The sequence below is a fragment of the Streptomyces sp. NPDC002784 genome (assembly GCF_053592135.1).
The window spans coordinates 171,122-192,390 of record NZ_JBSFVD010000001.1 but is presented as its reverse complement, the minus strand read 5'-3'; the positions used below and the strand labels follow the sequence as shown (position 1 = coordinate 192,390).

Genomic DNA, 21,269 nt, shown 5'->3' with positions numbered 1-21,269 from the left:
GAGGGTCTCCGAGAGGTTGTCCGGGGGCACAGCCGGCCCACTCCACGGAACTGGCAGGCGGGAATCGTGAGGATCTTCGGCAAGGGACGTCACCGGCCCTCCGCCTCCTGGCGGCAGGCCACCGACCGCGCGTTCACGCTGATCGGCGACGGTCGGTACGAGGACGCGGGCGCGCTTCTGACACGAGCCGCCGATCTGGAGCCCTGGCTGTCCGAGTCCTGGTTCAATCTCGCCCTGCTGCACAAGTTCCGGCACGACTGGGAACAGGCGCGGGCGGCGGGCCTGAGGGCCGTGGCACTGCTCGACCGGGAGACCGGGGCGCCCGACTGGTGGAACGTCGGCATCGCCGCCACCGCGCTCCAGGACTGGCCGCTGGCCCGGCGGGCCTGGCAGGCCTACGGGCTGCGGGTGCCGGGCGGCGCCACCGACTCCGGTGAGCCCCTCGGCATGGACCTCGGCAGCGCGGCCGTACGGCTGTCCCCGGAGGGGGAGGCCGAGGTGGTGTGGGGGCGGCGACTGGATCCGGCGCGGATCGAGGTGCTGTCGATCCCGCTGCCGTCGTCCGGGCGGCGCTGGGGCGAGGTCGTCCTGCACGACGGCGTCCCGCACGGCGAGCGGACCACCACCGCGGGGCACGCCTACCCCGTCTTCGACGAGATCGAGCTGTGGGCGCCCTCGCCGGTGCCGACCTGGGTGGTGCTGCTGGAGGCGGCGACCGAGGAGGACCGGGACGCGCTGGAGCAGCTCGCGGCGGACGCCGGGTTCGCGGCGGAGGACTGGTCGTCCTCGGTACGGCTGCTGTGCCGGACCTGCTCCGAGTCCCGGATGCCCTCCGACGAGGGCGACGGGGAGCACCTGGATCCGCACGACCACAGCGAGCCGGGGCACCCGGGGCCGCTCGGGCACCGGACGGACGGGCAGTTGTGGGTGCCGGAGCGCGAGTGCGGGGTGGCCGCGCCGGCTTCCCTGGTGCGGGGGCTGCTGGACGGCTGGGTCGCGGACAGCCCGGATGCGCGGGACTGGCGGGATCTGGAAGAGGTCTGCTGACACATCGCCGTACCCTGTATCCGCACCGAATCCCAGTTTTCCAGGAAGGCGTACGTCGGTCATGGCGCAGCAGGACACCGATCAGCAGCACGCGGGCGTGCTCCCCGTGGACGACGAGGGTTTCGTCATCGACACCGAGGAGACCGAGGAGCGCGAGAGCGCCTGGCGCGAGCGGGGTGTCTCGCGGCCGATCACCGTGGTGGGCAACCCGGTGCTCCACAAGGAGTGCCAGGACGTCACCGACTTCGGCCCGGAGCTGGAGCAGCTGATCGCGGACATGTTCGCCTCGCAGCGCACCGCGGAGGGCGTGGGCCTGGCCGCCAACCAGATCGGCGTGGACCGCAAGGTCTTCGTCTACGACTGCCAGGACGACCAGGGGGCGCGGCACGTCGGCGTCGTCTGCAACCCCAGGCTGGTGGATCTGCCCGCGGACGAGCGCCGGCTCGACGACAGCAACGAGGGCTGCCTGTCCGTGCCGACCGCGTACGCGCCGCTCGCCCGTCCCGACTACGCCGAGGTGACCGGGCAGGACGAGAAGGGCAACCCGATCAAGGTGCGCGGCACCGGCTACTTCGCGCGCTGCCTCCAGCACGAGACCGACCATCTCTACGGCTACCTCTACATCGACCGGCTCTCCAAGCGTGAACGCAAGGACGCGCTGCGGCAGATGGCCGAGAACGAGCCCCGCTACCCGGTCGTCGCCAACGACTGACGTCCCGCGAGGCTTCCCCCGTCACAAACGCACGGCGCCTGGGCAGGAACCCCTTCCTGACCAGGCGCCGTTCGTCTGTGCGTCGCACATTCGATCCCATCCGTGCAGCTACTGATCCATAATCAGTCACACAAGGGGAGATTCTCGGCACTGTGGGGTAGTGAATGGAGCAAATCCGTTCCCAGATCGGTCAGTTGTGGTGCTGAATGGGAAGTGCGGGGATACGCAACGGCGCACGCCCGGCACGGCGGGAGGGGTGTGCGCAACTCGCGGCTGAGAGGGGTTTGTTCGTGCCTGCTTTCTCACACAGCACCACATCTGCGCCGACGGCGGTCGCGGTCCCACCATCGCTGTCCCTTCCGGTGATCGAGTCGGCGTTTCCGAGGCAACTGCACCCGTATTGGCCGCGGCTTCAGGAGAACACGCGCACCTGGCTGCTGGAAAAACGCCTCATGCCGGCGGACAAGGTGGCGGAATATGCCGACGGTCTTTGCTACACCGACCTCATGGCGGGGTACTACATCGGCGCCCCCGAGGACGTCCTCCAGGCCATTGCGGACTACAGCGCGTGGTTCTTCGTCTGGGACGACCGGCACGACCGCGACATCGTGCACCGCCGCCCGTCCGCCTGGCGGCGGCTGAGGTTCCGGTTGCACACGGCCCTCGACTCCCCCCAGGACCACCTGCACCACGAGGACCCGCTGGTGGCCGGGTTCGCGGACAGCATGGTGCGGCTGTACTCCTTCCTGCCGCCGACGTGGAACGCCCGGTTCGCCCGGCACTTCCACACGGTGATCGAGGCCTACGACCGGGAATTCCACAACCGCACGCACGGGATCATCCCCACGGTCGAGGACTACCTCGCCCTGCGCCGCCTCACCTTCGCGCACTGGATCTGGACCGATCTGCTGGAGCCGAGCGCCGGATGTGAACTCCCGGATGCGGTACGGAAACACCCCGCATTTCGGCGGGCGGCGCTGCTGAGCCAGGAATTCGCCGCCTGGTACAACGACCTCTGTTCACTGCCCAAGGAAATAGCGGGCGATGAGGTGCACAATCTCGGAATCAGTCTCATCAAGCATCACGGACTGACTCTGGAAGAAGCGGTGGTGGAACTCCGGCGGCGCATAGAGGAATGCATATCCGAATTCCTGGTCGCCGAGCGGGCCGCCCTGCGCCTCGCCGACGATCTCGACGACGGCACCCTGCAGGGAAAGGAAATGAGTGCCGCGGTGAGGGCCTGCGTCTGCAATATGCGCAACTGGTTCAGCACCGTCTACTGGTTCCACCACGAGTCCGGCCGGTACATGGTCGACAGCTGGGACGACCGGTCCACGCCCCCGTACGTCAACAACGAAGCGGCAGGTGAGAAATGACCGTCGAGTCTGCTAAGCCCGAAGCGCAGATATATGCGGAATCGGAACTCCGAGAACCGCCTGTCGCCGGCGGCGGTGTCCCGCTTCTCGGACACGGCTGGAAACTGGTGCGCGACCCGCTCGCGTTCATGGCGGCGCTGCGCGCGCACGGGGATGTCGTCCGGCTGCGGCTGGGCCCCAAGACGGTGTACGCGGTCACCGCTCCGCACCTCACCGGCGCCCTGGCCCTCAGCCCCGACTTCAAGATCGACGGGCCGCTGTGGGAGTCCCTCGAGGGCCTGCTCGGCAAGGAGGGCGTGGCCACCGCCAACGGCCCCCGGCACCGGCGCCAGCGGCGCACCATCCAGCCCGCGTTCCGGCTCGACGCGATCCCCGCGTACGGGCCGATCATGGAGGAGGAGGCGCATGCGCTGACCGTGCGCTGGCGGCCCGGCGAGACGATCGACTGCACCTCGGAGTCCTTCCGGGTGGCCGTCCGGATCGCCGCCCGCTGTCTGCTGCGCGGCGACTTCATGGACGAGCGGGCCGAGCGGCTGTGCATTGCGCTCGCCACCGTCTTCCGCGGTATGTACCGCCGGATGGTGATACCGGCCGGGCCGCTCTACCGGCTGCCTCTCCCGCCGAACCGCAAATTCAACCGGGCGTTGGCCGATTTGCATCTCCTGGTCGACGAGATCGTGGCCGAGCGGCGGGCATCTGGTCAAAAGCCGGACGATTTGCTGACGGCCTTGCTGGAGGCGAAGGACGACAATGGCGAACCGATCGGGGAACAGGAGATCCACGACCAGGTCGTCGCGATACTCACCCCCGGCAGCGAAACCGTCGCGTCCACGGTCATGTGGCTGCTGCAGGTGCTCGCGGAACATCCTGAGCAAGCCGACCGGGTGGCCGCGGAGGTCGAATCCGTCACCGGCGGCCGACCCGTCGCATTCGCGGATGTCCGGGCGCTGCGGCACACCAACAATGTCGTCGTCGAGGCGATGCGTTTGCGTCCGGCCGTCTGGATATTGACGCGCCGGGCGGTGACCGACACCCAGCTCGGCGGGTATCGCATTCCGGCGGGGGCGGACATCATCTACAGCCCGTATGCGATCCAGCGCGACCCGGAGTCGTACCGGGACAACCTTCGCTTCGACCCCGACCGCTGGCTTCCGGAACGCGCGAAGGAGGTCCCGAAATACGCCATGAGCCCGTTCAGCGTGGGCAACCGCAAGTGCCCGAGCGACCACTTCTCCATGGCGCAGCTGACGCTGATCACGGCGGCGGTGGCCTCGAAGTACTACTTCGAGCAGGTGCCCGGATCCCAGGACGGCACCCGGGTGGGCATCACGCTCCGGCCGCACAACCTGCTGCTCAAGCCGGTGCCCAGGTGACGGCTCAGGCCGCCTCGGGGCCCCGGAAGGTGCGCCGGTAGGCGTTCGGGGTGGTCCCGAGGGTACGGACGAACTGGTGGCGCAGCGCCGCCGCGGTGCCGAACCCGGCCCGGCTCGCGACGGCGTCCACCGTCTCGTCCGTGGTCTCCAGCAACCGCTGCGCCAGCAGGACGCGTTGCCGCAGGATCCAGCGGTAGGGCGTGGTGCCCGTCTCCTGCTGGAAGCGGCGGGCGAAGGTGCGCGGCGACACGTGCGCGAGGTCGGCGAGCTGCTCGACGGTGACCTCCTCGTCGAGATGCCGCTCCATCCAGGTCAGGACATCGCCGACCGTGTCGCACTGGGAGCGGGGCAGCGGGCGGTCGATGTACTGCGCCTGCCCGCCGTCCCGGTGCGGCGGCACCACCATGCGCCGGGCGATGGCGTTGGCGACCTCCACGCCCTCCTCCTTGCGCACCAGGTGCAGACAGGCGTCGATGCCGGCGGCCGTGCCCGCAGAGGTGATCACCGGGTCCTCGTCCACGTACAGCACGTCCGGCTCGATCACCGCGCGCGGGAAGCGCCGGGCCAGCTCGTCGGCCTGCCGCCAGTGCACCGCGCAGCGCCTGTCGTCCAGCAGCCCGGCCGCGCCGAGCACGAAGACGCCGGAGCAGACGCTGAGCACCCGGGCGCCCCGGTCCACGGCCCGTACCAGGGCGTCGAGCAGCGCGGGCGGATACTCCCGGCCGAGGTAGCCGCTGCCGGCCGGCACGGCGATCAGATCGGCCTCCTCCAGGCGGTCGAGGCCGTACGGGGTGGAGACCGTGAACCCGGGGATGTGCGTGCTCAGCGCCGGGCCCTCGGCCGAGACGACCGCGAAGTCGTACACCGGCAGCCCCTCGTCGCTGCGGTCGAGACCGAAGATCTCGCAGACCACCCCGAGTTCGAAGGGATGCACGCCGTCGAGCAGGGCCACCGCCACGTTTCTCAGCATGTGGTCAGTGTCGCACGGAGGTGGCAGTAATTCGATGGTGTACGGCAGTCCTGCCACTGTCAGGAGTGTCGGCCCGGTACGACGATTACCTCATGGACGCATTCCTCGGAACTCTGACCGTGACCGTTCTCCTCCTTCTGCTCGCCGCCCCGGCGCTCGTGGGCCTGCGCCACGAGCGCCGGACCGACCGCCAGCTCCGGCAGGCCGGTGCTCAGCAGGCCGGTGCTCAGAAGTCCTCGTCCAGGTCGACCGTGCCCTCCACCGCGACCTGGTACGCCGAAGGACGCCGCTCGAAGAAGTTGGTGAGCTCCTGAACCCCCTGCAACTCCATGAAGGAGAAGGGGTTCTCCGAGCCGTACACCGGGGTGAAGCCGAGGCGGGTCAGCCGCTGGTCGGCGACGCACTCCAGGTACTGCCGCATCGAGTCGGTGTTCATGCCCGGGAGGCCGTCACCGCACAGGTCGCGCGCGAACTGCAGCTCGGCCTCGACGGCCTCCCGCAGCATGTCGGTGACCTGCTGCCGGAGCTGGTCGTCGAAGAGCTCCGGCTCCTCCTTGCGGACGGTGTCGACGACGTCGAAGGCGAAGCTCATGTGCATCGACTCGTCGCGGAACACCCAGTTGGTGCCGGTGGCCAGGCCGTGCAGCAGGCCCCGGCTGCGGAACCAGTAGACGTACGCGAAGGCGCCGTAGAAGAACAGGCCCTCGATGCAAGCGGCGAAGCAGATCAGGTTGAGCAGGAAGCGGCGGCGGTCGGCCTGGGTCTCCAGGCGGTCCAGCTTCTCCACCTCGTTGATCCACTTGAAGCAGAACCCGGCCTTCTCGCGGATGGAGGGGATGCTCTCCACCGCGTCGAAGGCCGCCGCCCGGTCCTCCGGGTCGGGGAGGTAGGTGTCCAGCAGCGTCAAGTAGAACTGGACGTGCACGGCCTCCTCGAAGAGCTGGCGGCTCAGGTACAGCCGCGCCTCGGGGGAGTTGATGTGCTTGTACAGCGTCAGCACCAGGTTGTTCGCCACGATCGAGTCGCCCGTCGCGAAGAAGGCGACCAGCCGGCCGATCAGGTGCTGCTCGGAGGGCGTGAGCCTGGCGAGGTCGGTGACGTCCGAGTGGAGGTCGACCTCCTCCACGGTCCAGGTGTTCTTGATGGCGTCCCGGTAGCGCTCGTAGAAGTCGGGGTAGCGCATGGGGCGCAGGGTCAGCTCGAAGCCTGGGTCGAGGAGATTCTGGTTACGGGTGGTCATTACTGGCAGGCCTCGCAGGACTCGGGGTTCTCAAGGGAGCAGGCGACGGCCTCTTCGGAGGTCGCCTGCGGGACGGGGACGGTGGCCTGGGCCGCGCGGGCGATGCGGGTCGCCGGGCGCGAGCGCAGGTAGTACGTCGTCTTCAGCCCGGACTTCCAGGCGTACGCGTACATCGAGGAGAGCTTGCCGATGGTCGGCGTCTCCAGGAAGAGGTTCAGGGACTGGGACTGGTCCAGGAACGGGGTCCGGGCCGCGGCCATGTCGATCAGCCCGCGCTGCGGGATCTCCCACGCCGTGCGGTACAGCCGCCGCACCTCCTCCGGGATCCACCCGAAGTCCTGCACCGAGCCGTTCGCCTCGCGCAGCGCCTCGCGGGTGCGGGCGTCCCAGACGCCCAGTGCCTTCAGCTCCTGCACCAGGTAGGAGTTGACCTGGAGGAACTCACCGGACAGCGTCTCGCGCTTGAACAGGTTGGACACCTGCGGCTCGATGCACTCGTAGACGCCGGCGATGGACGCGATGGTGGCGGTGGGCGCGATGGCGAGGAGGAGGGAGTTGCGCATCCCGACCTCGGCGATCCGGCCGCGCAGCGCCGACCACCGCTCGGGCCAGGTGAGTTCGGTGTCGTAGTGGTCGGGGTGCAGGACGCCCCGCGCGGTACGGGTCTTCTCCCAGGCCGGCAGCGGGCCGTTGCGCTCGGCGAGGTCGGCGGAGGCCTCGTAGGCGGCGAGCATCACGCGCTCGGCGATCCGGGTGGAGAGCGCCTTGGCCTCCGGCGAGTCGAAGGGCAGCCGCAGCTTGAAGAAGACGTCCTGCAGGCCCATCGCGCCCAGGCCCACGGGGCGCCACTTGGCGTTGGAGCGGCCCGCCTGCTCGGTCGGGTAGAAGTTGATGTCGACGACCCGGTCGAGGAAGGTGACGGCCGTGCGGACCGTCTCGTCCAGGCGCTCCCAGTCGATGCCGCCCCGGTCGACGAAGGCACCGAGGTTGACCGACCCCAGGTTGCAGACCGCGGTCTCCCCGTCGTCCGTGACCTCCAGGATCTCGGTGCAGAGGTTGGAGGAGTGGACCACATGGCCCGGCAGGGCGGTCTGGTTGGCGGTGCGGTTGGCGGCGTCCTTGAAGGTCATCCAGCCGTTGCCGGTCTGCGCGAGGGTGCGCATCATGCGGCCGTACAGGTCACGGGCGGGGATGGTCCGGCGGGCGAGCCCGCTCGCCTCCGCCTCGCGGTACGCCGCGTCGAACTCCTCGCCCCACAGGTCGACCAGCTCGGGCACGTCGGCGGGGGAGAACAGGCTCCACGGCTCATCGGCGTTCACCCGGCGCATGAACTCGTCCGGCACCCAGTGCGCGAGGTTGAGGTTGTGCGTACGGCGGGCGTCCTCACCGGTGTTGTCGCGCAGCTCCAGGAACTCCTCGATGTCGGAGTGCCAGGTCTCCAGGTAGACCGCGGCGGCTCCCTTGCGGCGGCCGCCCTGGTTCACGGCGGCGACGGAGGCGTCCAGGGTCTTCAGGAACGGGACGATGCCGTTGGAGTGCCCGTTGGTGCCGCGGATCAGCGAACCCCGGGCGCGGATGCGGGAGTACGACAGCCCGATGCCGCCGGCGTGCTTGGAGAGCCGGGCGACCTGGTGGTAGCGGTCGTAGATGGAGTCCAGCTCGTCCTTGGGGGAGTCGAGGAGGTAGCAGGACGACATCTGGGGGTGCCGGGTGCCGGAGTTGAAGAGCGTGGGGGAGGAGGGGAGGTAGTCGAGACGGCTCATGAGCCGGTAGAGCGCGGCGACTTCGTCCAGCGCGCGGACGGTGTCGTCCTCGGCGAGGCCGGCGGCGACGCGGAGCAGGAAGTGCTGGGGGGTCTCGACGACCTTGCGGGTGAGGGGGTGCCGCAGGAGGTACCGGCTGTGCAGGGTGCGCAGTCCGAAGTAGCCGAAGCGGTCGTCGGCGCCCGGGTCGACCAGCGCGTCCAGGCGCTCGGCGTGGATCCGTACGAACTCCGCGGTCCGGTCGGCGATGAGTCCCTCCCGGTGGCCGACCGCGACCGACCCGGTGAAGGACGTGACGCCCTGGGAGGCGGCCTCCTCGCGGATGCCGAGGGTGAGCAGCCGGGCGGCCAGCCGGGAGTAGGCGGGGTCCTCGGAGATGAGCCCGGCCGCCGCCTCGGTGGCCAGCTCACGCAACTCCGCCTCGTCCGCGCGGGCGGACCGGCCGCGCAGCGCGGCGGCTGCGACCCGGCCGGGGTCGGCGTCGGGGAGGTCGGAGGTCAGCTCGGTCAGGGTCCGCAGCAGCGCGGTTCCGGGACCGTCGGTCTCCACCTGGGCGGCTGAAGCTGAAGCCGGGTCGGCTGGCGCGATGGTCACTGGGGGCTCTCCCTCGCTCGGCACGGGGCCTTGCGGAGGGCAGGCGGCAGCTCACGAGCGCACGGGGCGTCGCGTCCACCGGCCCATTCCTCGAGGCCCGGACGTCTGGCACCCGGACCGGACGGCCGGGTGCGCTGTCGGCAGGTCCTCGGACTGACGATCGGGCACAGATGTGCCCAAGTACACCGTTGCGGGACAGTTCCGGATTCGCACCGGATTCCCCTGCGGCGACAGCGAGCACGAGCATACATCTTGTGCCGCCCCGCGATGTCACCCCCAGATGTTGTGTCGCGTCGGCTTCAGAGCGTCAACTCATAGGTGAGGAGAGTGAAGTCGCCGTGCTCCGGGATCGGGTTCCAGTCGCGCTCCGGGGCGCGCCGGAAGCCGAGGCGCTCGTAGATGCGGTGGGCGGTGTGCATCAGGGACTGGGTGGACAGGACGATGCCCGTGCACCCCGTCGTCGTGCGCGCCCGGTCGACGCAGGCGCGCACGAGGGCCTCTCCCACGCCCCGGCCGCGGGCCGCGTGCGCCACCGCCAGCATGCGGATCTCCGCCTCCCCGGGGCGGGCGAGATCGGCCATGGGGCCGCCGGTCGGGACGAAGGTGACGCCGCCGAGGAGCCGGCCGCTCTCCACGGCCACCAGGACCTCGGCGGCTGCCGCCCGCTTGGCGACGTCGCGGAGTTCGCCGAGGTACCAGTCGTCCTCGCCGAAGGTGAGGAGGCCGTCCTGGAGGTAGGCGCGGGCGGTGATCTCGCCCAGTTCGTCGTGTTCGGCGGGTTCCACCGGCCGGATCTGGAAGTCCATGCGGTCGAGTGTGGACGACGACGGGCCGCCGATGTCCTGCATCGGCGGCCCGCTGCGGGTGGGGTTCCCGGTCAGGGAATCGGCTTCAGTTCCTTCTGCACGCCCGGGTCGCCCGCGTCCGCCGTGTAGTCCTCGGGGCTCGTCTCGTCGACGCCCTCGGGGGCCTTCGCCGCCCTCAGGACGAAGGTCAGGACCACGGTGACGACCAGGTTCAGCACGAACGCCGTCAGGCCGATGTAGCCGATCTCCCCGATGCCGGGGATCTCCTTCGACGAGCCGCCGAAGTGCTTCTGGGTCGGCGAGGCGACACCGTACGCCGCCACCGTGCCGTAGAGCATGCCGACCGCCCAGCCGCCGAGCAGCGCCCAGCGGTGGAACCAGCGGGTGAACAGGCCGCCGACCAGGGCCGGGAAGGTCTGCAGGATCCAGATGCCGCCCAGCAGCTGGAAGTTGATGGCGACCGTCTTGTCCATCGTCAGGACGAAGGCCAGCGCGCCCACCTTCACCAGCAGGGACACGATCTTGGAGACCTTGGTCTCCTGCTGCGGGGTGGCGTCCGGCTTGATGAAGTCCTTGTAGATGTTGCGGGTGAAGAGGTTCGCCGCCGCGATGGACATGATGGCCGCCGGTACGAGGGCGCCGATGCCGATCGCCGCGAAGGCCACGCCCGCGAACCAGTCCGGGAACATGTTCTCGAACAGCTGCGGGATCGCCAGCTGGCCGTTGTCCACCTTCACCCCGGCCGCGATCGCCATGAAGCCGAGCAGCGCGAGCAGACCGAGCATCAGCGAGTACAGCGGCAGGATCGTGGTGTTGCGGCGGATCACCTCACGGCTCCCGGAGGAGAGGGTCGCGGTGATCGAGTGCGGGTACATGAACAGCGCCAGCGCCGAGCCCAGCGCCAGGGTGGCGTACGTCCACTGGCCGGCCTCCGGCGGGACGAGACCGCCCACCCCGGTGGTCGTGAACTTCTCGCCCGCGTCGGCGAAGATGTCGTCGAACCCGCCCAGCTTGATCGGGATGTAGATGATCGCCACCGCGATCACCAGGTAGATCAGGGTGTCCTTGACGAAGGCGATCAGCGCCGGGGCGCGCAGCCCCGAGGAGTAGGTGTACGCGGCCAGCACACCGAACGCGATCAGCAGCGGCAGGTCCTTGATGAACCAGTTGGTGTCCTCCCCGCCGCCGACGCCCATCACGTCCAGCACCGCCTGGATGCCGACGAGTTGCAGCGCGATGTACGGCATGGTGGCGAGGATGCCGGTCAGGGCCACCGCCAGCGACAGGCCCTTGGAGCCGAAGCGGCCGCGCACGAAGTCCGACGTCGTCACGTACCCGTGCTTGTGGGAGACCGACCACAGGCGGGGCAGGAACGTGAAGATCAGCGGGTAGACGAGGATCGTGTACGGCACCGCGAAGAAGCCCGCCGCGCCGGCCGCGTAGATCGCCGCCGGGACCGCCACGAAGGTGTACGCCGTGTACAGGTCGCCGCCGAGCAGGAACCAGGTGACCCAGGTGCCGAACGACCGTCCGCCCAGGCCCCATTCGTCGAGGCTGTGCTCGTTCTCGGCCTTGCGCCAGCGCGCGGCGAGGAAGCCCATGACCGTGACGGCCAGGAAGAAGAAGATGAAGACGGCGAGTGCGACGCCGTTCACGCCGTCGTTCACTTGCCGCCTCCACGACGTGCGCGCTGGTCACGCTGCCACAGCTTGTACGCGACCATCGTCAGCGCGGTCGACAGGACCACCCAGGCCATCTGGTACCAGTAGAAGAACGGGATGCCTATGAAGGCCGGGTCGGCCTTCGCGTACGACCCGACCCACAGCATCGCCACGAAGGGCGCGAACAGGCAGAGGCCGATGACGACGCGCACAGGCGTCACCACCGGCTCTCCGCTCGCCTCTGGGGCTTGTGACATCTGACGGCTCCGTCCCCTCGCTGATCACCTGTGAAACGCGCAGGCAATCTAGGTCACGGTGTCGCAGAAACGGAACCCCTCGTCCGCATATCGGTCCGGCCAACCGGCCTCAGCAGCACCGGAAACCCTGGCGCGGGTCCGACTCCTGCCGGTCCGTCCGCATCCGCTCGAAGGAGCGCCGGGTCGGCACGGGCGCCAGGGGGTGGTCCCTGCGCACGTGCGCCACATAGCGGTCGTAGGCCGATTCGCCGGTCAGCTCGCGGACGTACCAGCGCACGGCCCTAAGAACCCGCCGCAGTGACCGCATCGCGCTGCTCCTCCTTCTCCTCGCGGGTCGGGAACAGCCCGGCCGGGGCGACGATCTTCGACTCGACGTACGGTGCCTCGCTGAGCGTGGACAGCGCGGGGCGGCGGACGTGCCGGACGCAGACACGCGCCGCGTCCACGACGACGATGACGACGAGCAGGGCGAGGACCGCCGAAAGGACGCCGTCCACGGTGGAGTTGGTGACGACGGTGTGCATGTCGTCCATGGTCTTGGCGGGCGGCAGGATCCTGCCGTCGTCGATGGCGTCCTGGAAGACCTGGCGCTGCTTGAAGAAGCCGACCTTGGGGTCGCTGGAGAACACCTTCTGATAGCTGGCGGTCAGCGTGACCGTGGCGTCCCAGGCGAGCGGAACGCCGGTGATCCACGCCCACTTGAGGCGGCCGGACTTCACCAGCAGGGTGGTGCAGACGGCCAGCGCGACGGCGGCCAGCAGCTGGTTGGAGATGCCGAAGATCGGGAACAACTGGTTGATGCCGCCGAGGGGTTCATGGACGCCCACCCACAGGAAGTACCCCCACAGGCCGCACACGATCGCGCTGCAGATGACCAGGCCGGGCTTCCAGCTGACGTCCTTGAAGGGGCGGTAGACGTTGCCCAGGGTGTCCTGCAGCATGAACCGGCCCACGCGCGTGCCGGCGTCCAGCGCGGTCAGGATGAACAGCGCCTCGAACATGATCGCGAAGTGATACCAGAAGGCCCGCAGACTGTCCCCGGTGATCTGGGAGAAGATGTCCGAGATGCCGACGGCGAGCGTGGGGGCGCCGCCGGTGCGGGAGAGCAGGCTCGCCTCCTCGACGTTCTTCGCGGCCTGGGCGAGGTCCTCGGGGGAGATCTGGTAGCCCCAACTCCCCACCACCTGCGAGGCGTTCTGCACCGAGTCACCGATGACACCGGCCGGCGCGTTCATCGCGAAGTACAGGCCCGGGTCGACGACCGAGGCGGCGACCAGCGCCATCACGGCGACCGACGACTCCATCAGCATGGAGCCGTAGCCGATCATCCGGACCTGCGTCTCCTTCTGGATCATCTTCGGCGTCGTACCGGAGGAGATCAGGGAGTGGAAGCCGGAGAGGGCTCCGCAGGCGATGGTGATGAAGACGAACGGGAACAGGGAGCCCGCGAACACCGGGCCGTCGCCGCGTGAGGCGAAGTCGGTCACCGCGTCCATCTTCAGCGTCGGCAGCGCGACGACGACACCGAGGGCGAGCAGGAAGATCGTGCCGATCTTCATGAAGGTGGAGAGGTAGTCGCGGGGCGCGAGCAGCATCCACACCGGCAGGATCGAGGCGATGAAGCCGTACGCCACCAGCCAGATCACCAGCGTGGAGGGCGCGAGCGTGAACGCGTCGGCCCACGAGGACTCGGCCACCCAGCGGCCCGCGACCAGCGCGAGCAGCAGCAGTCCCACGCCGATGAGGGAGACCTCGCTGACCCGGCCGGGGCGCAGGACTCGCAGGTAGACGCCCATCAGCAGGGCGATCGGGACGGTCATCGCGATGGAGAAGGTGCCCCAGGGCGACTCGGCCAGGGCGTTGACGATGACCAGGGCCAGCACCCCGAGCAGGATGATCATGATGGCGAAGGCGGCGAGCAGCGCCGCCGCGCCGCCGAACGGGCCGATCTCCTCGCGGGCCATCTGGCCGAGCGAACGGCCGTCGCGGCGGGTGGAGAAGAACAGCACCACCATGTCCTGGACCGCGCCTGCGAAGATGACGCCCGCGATGATCCAGATGGTGCCCGGCAGATAGCCCATCTGCGCCGCGAGCACCGGCCCGACGAGCGGTCCGGCGCCGGCGATCGCGGCGAAGTGGTGGCCGAGCAGCACGCGCCGGTCGGTGGGGTGGAAGTCGATGCCGTTGTCGAGCCGTTCCGCCGGGGTGGCCCGGGTCCGGTCGACCTTCAGGACCTTGTACGCGATGAACTTGGCGTAGAAGCGGTAGGCGATGGCGTACGAGCCGAGGGCCGCGGCGACCATCCAGGCGGCGGAGACGTCCTCCCCGCGGGCCAGCGCGAGTACCGCCCAGCCGGTGGCGCCGACCAGTCCGACGAGGGTCCAGATGACGATGGTTCGAGTGTTCGCGGTGCGCACCGGGTCGTCCTCCCGTCCATGCGATGACGGGGAGGACCGTAGTGCCGGAAGGGAAGGGGCGCTACACCGCGAGCACTACTCCTGCGGCCGCTGCAACATCGCGTTGGCCCTACTCCTGCGGCCGCTTCAGCCTCGCCACGCTGTGTTGTCCCGGGGGCAACCCCCGGACCCCCGGCCGACGCCGCTGCCGCCCGGGCTCACTCCTGCGGCCGCTTCAGCCTCGCGACGGCCCTACTCCTGCGGCCGCTTCAGCCTCGCCACGAACTTGTAGCGGTCGCCCCGGTACACCGACCGCACCCACTCCACCGGCCGGCCGTCCCGGGCCAGGGAGTGGCGGGAGAGCATCAGCATCGGCAGGCCCACGTCCGTGCCGAGCAGGCCCGCCTCGCGGGGGGTGGCCAGCGAGGTCTCGATGGTCTCCTCGGCCTCGGCGAGATGGACGTCGTAGACCTCGGCCAACGCGGTGTAGAGGGATGTGTACTTCACCAGGCTGCGCCGGAGCGCCGGGAAGCGCTTGGCGCTCAGGTGGGTCGTCTCGATCGCCATCGGCTCGCCGTTGGCCATGCGCAGGCGCTCGATGCGCAGCACGCGCCCGCCCGCGGTGATGTCGAGCAGCCCGGCGAGGCGGTCGTCGGCGGTGATGTAGCCGATGTCCAGCAGCTGCGAGGTCGGTTCGAGGCCCTGGGCACGCATGTCCTCGGTGTACGAGGTGAGTTGGAGCGCCTGGGAGACCTTCGGCTTGGCGACGAAGGTGCCCTTGCCCTGGATCCGCTCCAGGCGGCCCTCGACGACCAGTTCCTGGAGGGCCTGACGCACCGTCGTGCGGGAGGTGTCGAACTCCGCGGCCAGCGTCCGCTCGGGCGGGACGGGAGTGCCCGGCGCCTGTGTCTCCGTCATGTCCAGCAGATGCTTCTTCAAGCGGTAGTACTTGGGCACGCGCGCGGTACGGACGGTCGCCCCACCCTCGTTCTCCGCACTGCTGACGTCGGTGCTCATGCTCTGCCTTCCCGGCTCCGGATGCGGGTCACCTCGTGATCCCCTCTGTATACCCTCACCACCACTTTTGGTCTAGTCCATAGAGCCAAGTGGTCTAGCGGACGAGAGTACTCCGGTGCCGGTGTTTTCGCTGGCTTCTTACTTAAAGGTTCCTGCATATGTAGGTCACATAACGGCTGGTCAGAGCGGGTTCCGGCCCCCTTGACAGGATTTTTGGTCTGGTCCAAGCTCCGGGTACTGGTCTACACCATTGGTCCAGGTCCCGGCCCATGGGCGGGGGGTTCATGGGCATCCCTGAGGAGGGTGGCGTGAAGCGCAAGCTGATATCCGCGATCGGTGTCGCGGCAATGATGGTCTCCATCGCGGCGTGCGGGGGCGACGACGGCGACGAGGGCGGCAAGGCCGGCGCGGACGGGTACGCGGGCCAGACCCTCACCGTCTGGGTGATGGACGGTTCTTCCCCCGACCAGTGGCAGAAGGACGTCGCCGCCGCCTTCGAGAAGAAGACCAAGGCGAAGGTCAAGTTCGAGATCCAGCAGTGGAACGGCATCCAGCAGAAGCTCACCACCGCCCTGTCGGAGGAGAACCCGCCGGACGTCTTCGAGATCGGCAACACCCAGACCCCGGCCTACGCCAAGACCGGCGGCCTCGCCGACCTGGCCGACCTGAAGGCCGAGATCGGCGCCGAGTGGACCGAGTCGCTGAACAACTCCTCGGTCTTCGAGGGCAAGCAGTACGCGGCGCCCTGGTACTTCGCCAACCGTGTCGTCCTCTACAACAAGAGCGTCTGGGCCGACGCGGGCATCAAGGACACCCCCAAGACCCGGGACGAGTTCTACGAGGACCTGAAGACGATCGGCGAGAAGACCGACGCCGAGCCGATCTACCTGCCCGGCCAGAACTGGTACCACTTCGTCGGCCTCACCATCGGTGAGGGCGCCGAACTGGTGAAGAAGGACGGCGACAAGTACGTCTCCAACCTCGACGACCCCAAGGTCGCCGCCGCCATGGAGACGTACAAGAAGTTCCAGTCCCTCTCCGAGGCCCCCAAGGACAAGGACGAGGCCACCCCGCAGCAGGGCGAGGTCTTCGGCAAGGGCAACGTCGGCGCCTTCATCGGCATGGGCTGGGAAGCCGGCATCGCCATCGAGGCCAACCCGAAGATCGAGAAGGAGATCGGCTACTTCACCATCCCCGGTCCCACGGCCGACAAGCCCGAGGGCGTCTTCCTCGGCGGCTCCAACCTCGCCGTCGCCGCGGGCAGCAAGAAGCAGGAGCTGGCCAAGGAGTTCCTGCGGATCGCGCTGTCCGACAAGCACGAGGGCCAGCTCGCCAAGCTCAACGGCGTCATCCCCAACAAGGAGTCGCTGCAGAGCAACCTGGAGGGCAACGTCGTCGCCGAGGCCGCCGCGCCGGCCGCCGCGGGCGGTGGCACCACGCCGCTGATCGCCGAATGGGCCGCCGTCGAGAACGCGCCCAACCCGATCAAGACCTACATGACCGCCGTGCTGAACGGAAAGTCCCCGGCCGAGGCGGCAGCCCAGGTCGAGGAGGAGTTCAACAAGCGTCTGTCGCAGCAGCAGTAGACGCGCCGGGCCGGGGGCCGCTCGCAGCGGCCCCCTTCCCGCGTTCAGGCAGGTCTAGGAGGAAGAGAACGCGAGCATGACCGTGCAGACCGAACGGCCGCCCTCCGGCCCGGCGGACGTCCACAAGGACTCCTCGGGCTCCGGCGGGCCCACCCCGAGAGCCGCCTCCCGCATCGGCGCGCTGGCTCCGTACCTCCTGCTGCTGCCCGCCTGCGCGGCCTCCGTGCTGCTGCTCGGCTGGCCGCTGCTGAAGGACGCGCTGCTGTCGTTCCAGAACCTCAACATGGCGCAGCTGATCCAGCACGTCACCGAGTGGAACGGCGTCGACAACTACACCGAGGTCCTCGGCAGCGAGGACTTCTGGCGCGTCACCGTGCGCTCGATCCTGTTCACGGCGGTCAACGTCGTCCTGACCATGGTCCTCGGCGCGCTCGTCGGCCTGCTGCTCGCCCGCCTCGGCCGGCGGATGCGGTTCACCCTGCTGGTCGGCCTGGTGCTGGCCTGGGCGATGCCCGTGGTCGCCGCCACCACCGTCTACCAGTGGCTCTTCGCCCAGCGCTTCGGCGTGGTCAACTGGGTGCTGGACAAGCTCGGCTGGCACTCGATGGCCGACTACAGCTGGACCAGCCACCAGATGTCGACGTTCTTCGTCGTCACCCTGCTGATCGTTTGGATGTCGATCCCGTTCGTGGCGATCAACCTCTACGCGGCCACCACCACCATCCCCGTCGAGCTCTACGAGGCCGCCGCGCTCGACGGCGCCGGCCCCTGGAAGAGCTTCGCCACGGTCACCTTCCCGTTCCTGCGGCCCTTCCTCTACGCCACCACGTTCCTGGAGGTCATCTGGATCTTCAAGGCGTTCGTGCAGGTGTACACGTTCAACCAGGGCGGCCCCGACCGCCTCACCGAGATCCTGCCGGTCTACGCCTACATCGAGGGCGTCGGCAACCAGCACTACGGCATGGGCGCCGCCATCGCCCTGCTGACCATCCTGATCCTGCTCGGCCTCACCGCCTACTACCTGCGGATCGTGCTCAAGCAAGAGAAGGAAGAGGAGGCCGGGCTGTGAAGCGCTCGCTCTTCGGCCGTATCTGGCCCAACGCCACGGCCGTCGTCCTGTTCATCGGGTTCGTCTTCCCCGTGTACTGGATGTTCGCCACGGCCTTCAAGCCGACCGGCGACATCATCTCGGAGAACCCCGTCTGGTTCCCGACCGACATCACCTTCGAGCACTTCACGACCGCCACCGGCGTCGACAACTTCTGGAACCTGGTCCGGAACTCCCTGACGGTGACGGTCCTCGCGGTCGTCTTCTCCCTGGTCATCGCGCTCGCCGGCGCCTTCGCCCTGGCGCGGATGAAGTTCAAGGGGCGGCGCGGCTTCATCATCGGCTTCATGCTGGCCCAGATGGCGCCCTGGGAGGTCATGATCATCGCGATGTACATGATCGTCCGGGACGCGGACATGCTCAACAGCCTCGTCCCGCTGACGGCCTTCTACACGATGATGATCCTCCCCTTCACCATCCTCACCCTGCGCGGATTCGTCGCCGCGGTCCCGGCCGAGCTGGAGGAGGCGGCGATGGTCGACGGCTGCACCCGGGCGCAGGCCTTCCGGCGCGTCATCCTGCCGCTGCTCGCCCCCGGACTGATGGCCACCTCGCTGTTCGGCTTCATCACCGCCTGGAACGAGTTCGCCCTCGTCCTGGTCCTCAACAAGGAGGCCGAGGCACAGACCCTCCCGCTGTGGCTGACCAGCTTCCGCACGGTCTTCGGCGACGACTGGGGCGCCACCATGGCCGCCTCCTCGCTCTTCGCCGTCCCGATCCTCATCCTCTTCGTCTTCCTCCAGCGCCGGGCGGTCAGCGGTCTGACCGACGGTGCCGTGAAGGGATAACGCCCACCGATGACGACATTCGCCAGCGACACCCTGACACGGGACGCGCTGACCGTCCTGCAGCCCGGCTTCCCCGGCACCGACGCCCCCGACTGGCTGCTGCGCCGCCTCGGTGAGGGCCTCGCCTCCGTCGGCCTGTTCGGCCGCAACATCGCCACGCCCGAGCAAGTGGCCGCGCTGACGGCCCAGTTGCGCGCCGAGCGCGAGGACGTCCTCGTCGCCATCGACGAGGAGGGCGGTGACGTCACCCGCCTCGAAGTGCGCACCGGCTCCTCCTTCCCCGGCAACCACGCCCTCGGCGCCGTCGACGACACCGTCCTCACCCGGCAGGTCGCCCAGGAACTCGGCCGCCGCCTCGCGGCCTGCGGCGTCAACTTCAACTGGGCGCCCTCCGCCGACGTCAACTCCAACCCGGCCAACCCGGTCATCGGCGTCCGCTCCTTCGGCGCCGACACCGACCTGGCCGCCCGGCACACCGCCGCCTATGTCACCGGCCTCCAGGCCGCGGGCGTGGCGGCCTGCACCAAGCACTTCCCGGGCCACGGCGACACCGCGATCGACTCCCACGAGGCCCTGCCCCGTATCGAGGTCGGACGCGATGTGCTGGCCAAGCGTGACCTGACGCCGTTCCGCGCGGCCATCGCCGCGGGCTCCCGTGCGATCATGACGGCGCACATCCTGGTCCCGGCCCTCGACCCGACGCGCCCGGCCACCCTCTCCCGCCCCGTCCTGCGCGACCTGCTGCGCGGTGAACTCGGCTACGACGGCCTCATCGTCACCGACGGCATGGAGATGCAGGCCATCGCCGCCACCTACGGCATCGAACGCGGCAGCGTCCTCGCCCTGGCGGCCGGCGCCGACGCGATCTGCGTGGGCGGCGGGCTGAACGACGAGAACACCGTCCGCCGCCTGCGGGACGCCCTGATCACGGCCGTCCGCACCGGCGAACTCCCCGAGGAGCGCCTCGCGGACGCTGCGGAACGCGTCCGTGCCCTGGCCCGCTGGACCCGGTCCGCGACCGTCTCCGAGGAGCGGGTCCCGTCCGACATCGGCCTGCTGGCGGCCCGCCGCGCGGTACGGGTGACGCGGACGGACGCCCACACGCCGCTGACCGGGCCTCCCTATGCGGTCGCGCTCAGCCCGGTGGCGAACATCGCGGTGGGCGACGAGACCCCGTGGGGCGTCGCGGCGGAACTCACCGGACTGCTCCCCGGCACCGAGACCGCCACCCACACCGACGAGTCGGCGGCCCGGGCGACCCTGGACGCGGCGGGCACCCGCCGGATCGTCGCCGTGGTCCGCGACGAGCACCGCCACGAGTGGATGGCCAAGACCCTGGACACCCTCCTGAGCGAACGCCCCGACACGATCGTGGTCGAGATGGGCGTGCCCCAGTCCCCGCCCCGAGGCGCCCTGCACATCGCCACCCACGGCGCGGCCCGGGTCTGCGGCCGAGCGGCGGCGGAGATCATCGCGGGCCGGTAAAGGGGCCGGCAGGGGTTACGACGACGAAGGCGCCGGTTCCCGGATGGGGGAAACCGGCGCCTTCGTGCCGTGCGTGGCCCGGCGCAGGCTGAGCCGCGCACGCGGGAGCCAGGAGGCCCCGGTGGGCGATGAATCACTGCCTGGCCCAGATCGGCATCGGGCACCCGAGCACCGCACCCGGGCCCTCGACATCGGCGAGCGCCTAGATGCCCTGCCAGTCGGGCTTGTTGGCGTAGGTGTGGCGGAAGTAGTCCGACAGCTTCAGCTTGGACGCGGCCGCCTCGTCGACGACGACCGTCGCATGCGGATGCAACTGCAACGCCGAGGCCGGACACACCGCCGCCACCGGCCCCTCCACGGTCGCCGCGACGGCATCGGCCTTGCCCTCACCGGTCGCCAGCAGCACCAGATGCCGCGCCTCCAGGATCGTCCCGATGCCCTGGGTGATCACGTGGTGCGGCACCTGCGCGATGTCCCCGTCGAAGAACCGCGCGTTGTCCACCCGGGTCTGCTCGGTCAGCGTCTTGATCCGGGTCCGTGAGGCGAGCGACGAACACGGCTCGTTGAAGCCGATGTGCCCGTCCGTCCCGATCCCCAGCAACTGGAGGTCCACGCCCCCGGCCGCCGTCAGCGCCCCGTCGTACGCCTCGCACGCCGCCTGGACGTCGTCCGCGGTCCCGTCCGGCCCCATGAAGGCCGACATCCCGATCCCGAGCGGCTCCAGCACCTCGCGCCGCAGGACCGAGCGGTACGACTCCGGATGCTCGGCCGGCAGCCCCACGTACTCGTCGAGCTGAGCAATCCGCGCCCGCGAGGCGTCCACGGCACCGGAGCGCACCTTCGCCGCCAGTGCCTCGTAGACGGGCAGCGGCGTCGAGCCGGTGGCCACGCCGAGCAGGGCGTCGGGCTTGCGCCGCAGGAGCTGAGCCATGGCCTCGGCGATGAGCTCGCCACCCGCCTTGGCATCCGGAACGATGACAACTTCCACGCTGGGCCTGCCGATCTGGAGAGGGGACTCAACCGGTACCCGAGAGGGCTATGTGGTTTAGACCAATCTAACAGGCGAGGTCACCCGCGGGGGAGTGCAATG

Annotated in this window: 18 protein-coding genes and 1 riboswitch; of the genes, 8 read left to right on the top strand and 10 right to left on the bottom strand. The window is 69.4% G+C overall.

All coding sequences use genetic code 11. The features are described from left to right. The first annotated feature begins 66 nt into the window (after positions 1-66). The 4 genes from ACWD1Z_RS00900 (at position 67) to ACWD1Z_RS00885 (ending at position 4,508) form a co-directional block, all read left to right on the top strand. Entirely contained in the window at positions 67-1,047 is a 981-nt protein-coding gene (locus ACWD1Z_RS00900; RefSeq protein ID WP_451114403.1) for a tetratricopeptide repeat protein, read from the top strand. 61 nt (positions 1,048-1,108) lie between these two features. Beyond that, on the top strand, positions 1,109-1,759 hold the full coding sequence (gene def / locus ACWD1Z_RS00895; RefSeq protein WP_451114401.1) for a peptide deformylase: 651 nt from the start codon (positions 1,109-1,111) through the stop codon (positions 1,757-1,759). A 290-nt stretch (positions 1,760-2,049) separates the two neighbouring features. Next, positions 2,050-3,135 carry an epi-isozizaene synthase gene (gene cyc1 / locus ACWD1Z_RS00890; protein WP_451114399.1) on the top strand — a complete coding sequence of 362 codons (1,086 nt, stop codon included), beginning with the start codon at positions 2,050-2,052 and terminating at the stop codon, positions 3,133-3,135. Then, positions 3,132-4,508, top strand: coding sequence for a bifunctional albaflavenone monooxygenase/terpene synthase (locus ACWD1Z_RS00885; protein ID WP_451114397.1), 1,377 nt, complete (start codon positions 3,132-3,134; stop codon positions 4,506-4,508). The genes cyc1 and ACWD1Z_RS00885 overlap by 4 nt, the downstream gene beginning before the upstream one ends. 4 nt (positions 4,509-4,512) lie before the next feature. On the opposite strand, the gene ACWD1Z_RS00880 is transcribed toward ACWD1Z_RS00885, so the two are convergent. From ACWD1Z_RS00880 to ACWD1Z_RS00840, 9 genes are all read right to left on the bottom strand, one after another. Then, the gene (locus ACWD1Z_RS00880; protein WP_451114395.1) at positions 4,513-5,478 is read right to left on the bottom strand and encodes a GlxA family transcriptional regulator; all 966 of its coding nucleotides are present in this window, start codon (positions 5,476-5,478) and stop codon (positions 4,513-4,515) included. Between the two features lie 226 nt (positions 5,479-5,704). Next, entirely contained in the window at positions 5,705-6,718 is a 1,014-nt protein-coding gene (locus ACWD1Z_RS00875; RefSeq protein WP_451114394.1) for a ribonucleotide-diphosphate reductase subunit beta, read from the bottom strand. Next, entirely contained in the window at positions 6,718-9,075 is a 2,358-nt protein-coding gene (locus tag ACWD1Z_RS00870; protein ID WP_451114393.1) for a ribonucleoside-diphosphate reductase subunit alpha, read from the bottom strand. The genes ACWD1Z_RS00875 and ACWD1Z_RS00870 overlap by 1 nt, the downstream gene beginning before the upstream one ends. A 122-nt stretch (positions 9,076-9,197) precedes the next feature. Further along, a riboswitch (cobalamin riboswitch) is annotated at positions 9,198-9,322 on the bottom strand. 52 nt (positions 9,323-9,374) lie between these two features. Then, positions 9,375-9,881, bottom strand: coding sequence for a GNAT family N-acetyltransferase (locus ACWD1Z_RS00865; protein ID WP_451114391.1), 507 nt, complete (start codon positions 9,879-9,881; stop codon positions 9,375-9,377). 71 nt (positions 9,882-9,952) lie between these two features. Further along, the gene (gene mctP, locus ACWD1Z_RS00860) at positions 9,953-11,548 is read right to left on the bottom strand and encodes a monocarboxylate uptake permease MctP (RefSeq protein ID WP_451114389.1); all 1,596 of its coding nucleotides are present in this window, start codon (positions 11,546-11,548) and stop codon (positions 9,953-9,955) included. Beyond that, positions 11,545-11,799 carry a DUF3311 domain-containing protein gene (locus tag ACWD1Z_RS00855; protein ID WP_451114387.1) on the bottom strand — a complete coding sequence of 85 codons (255 nt, stop codon included), beginning with the start codon at positions 11,797-11,799 and terminating at the stop codon, positions 11,545-11,547. Before ACWD1Z_RS00855 ends, mctP begins: the two co-directional genes overlap by 4 nt. A gap of 109 nt (positions 11,800-11,908) precedes the next feature. Continuing rightward, a complete protein-coding gene (locus ACWD1Z_RS00850) occupies positions 11,909-12,106 on the bottom strand; it encodes a YbdD/YjiX family protein (RefSeq protein WP_451114385.1) in 198 nt (65 codons plus the stop codon). Next, positions 12,081-14,216: a carbon starvation CstA family protein gene (locus ACWD1Z_RS00845; protein WP_451114383.1), complete on the bottom strand. Its 2,136-nt coding sequence runs from the start codon at positions 14,214-14,216 to the stop codon at positions 12,081-12,083. Before ACWD1Z_RS00845 ends, ACWD1Z_RS00850 begins: the two co-directional genes overlap by 26 nt. A gap of 231 nt (positions 14,217-14,447) precedes the next feature. Then, complete coding sequence (locus tag ACWD1Z_RS00840) at positions 14,448-15,212, bottom strand: GntR family transcriptional regulator (RefSeq protein WP_451114381.1); 765 nt, start codon at positions 15,210-15,212, stop codon at positions 14,448-14,450. Positions 15,213-15,520: 308 nt separating this feature from the next. On the opposite strand from ACWD1Z_RS00840, the gene ACWD1Z_RS00835 reads away from it, so the two are divergent. From ACWD1Z_RS00835 to ACWD1Z_RS00820, 4 genes are all read left to right on the top strand, one after another. Beyond that, positions 15,521-16,798, top strand: coding sequence for an extracellular solute-binding protein (locus tag ACWD1Z_RS00835; protein WP_451114379.1), 1,278 nt, complete (start codon positions 15,521-15,523; stop codon positions 16,796-16,798). A 76-nt stretch (positions 16,799-16,874) separates the two neighbouring features. Continuing rightward, a complete protein-coding gene (locus ACWD1Z_RS00830) occupies positions 16,875-17,867 on the top strand; it encodes a carbohydrate ABC transporter permease (protein ID WP_451114377.1) in 993 nt (330 codons plus the stop codon). After that, complete coding sequence (locus tag ACWD1Z_RS00825) at positions 17,864-18,694, top strand: carbohydrate ABC transporter permease (protein WP_451114375.1); 831 nt, start codon at positions 17,864-17,866, stop codon at positions 18,692-18,694. Before ACWD1Z_RS00830 ends, ACWD1Z_RS00825 begins: the two co-directional genes overlap by 4 nt. A 9-nt stretch (positions 18,695-18,703) precedes the next feature. Continuing rightward, on the top strand, positions 18,704-20,179 hold the full coding sequence (locus ACWD1Z_RS00820; RefSeq protein ID WP_451114373.1) for a glycoside hydrolase family 3 protein: 1,476 nt from the start codon (positions 18,704-18,706) through the stop codon (positions 20,177-20,179). A 202-nt stretch (positions 20,180-20,381) separates the two neighbouring features. Here the strand turns inward: ACWD1Z_RS00820 and nagB are convergent, their stop codons facing one another. Further along, on the bottom strand, positions 20,382-21,167 hold the full coding sequence (nagB, locus tag ACWD1Z_RS00815; protein ID WP_451114371.1) for a glucosamine-6-phosphate deaminase: 786 nt from the start codon (positions 21,165-21,167) through the stop codon (positions 20,382-20,384). Positions 21,168-21,269 lie beyond the last annotated feature (102 nt).